The sequence below is a fragment of the Cupriavidus oxalaticus genome, from assembly GCF_038900635.1.
Classification (GTDB): domain Bacteria; phylum Pseudomonadota; class Gammaproteobacteria; order Burkholderiales; family Burkholderiaceae; genus Cupriavidus; species Cupriavidus oxalaticus_B.
This window is the reverse complement of sequence record NZ_JAYMRX010000121.1, coordinates 1-255: the sequence shown is the minus strand read 5'-3', so window position 1 is coordinate 255 and position 255 is coordinate 1. Positions and strand designations below refer to the sequence as shown.

At 54.5% G+C, this 255-nt stretch carries 1 rRNA gene; it reads right to left on the bottom strand.

Annotated features, from left to right (window positions below):
* A 5S ribosomal RNA gene (gene rrf / locus VSR71_RS35245) occupies positions 1-103 on the bottom strand; the annotation flags it as partial.
* Positions 104-255: the final 152 nt, after the last annotated feature.

The following is a 255-nucleotide window of genomic DNA, read 5'->3' as shown; positions in this document are numbered from 1 at the left end:
ACCTACTTTCACACGGGTAATCCGCACTATCATCGGCGCGGAGTCGTTTCACGGACCTGTTCGGGATGGGAAGGGGTGGTTCCAACTCGCTATGGTCACCAGGCATGAGGGGTTGTGACGCTGGGGTGGAGGCCAACGTCACGAATCGGGATGTAGTGGTGGTTGTGCTGATTGTGTCAACTTCGGTGGCACAAGGCGACGATCAACCAGGTGAAACACACTGGTTATAGGATCAAGCCTTACGGGCAATTAGTA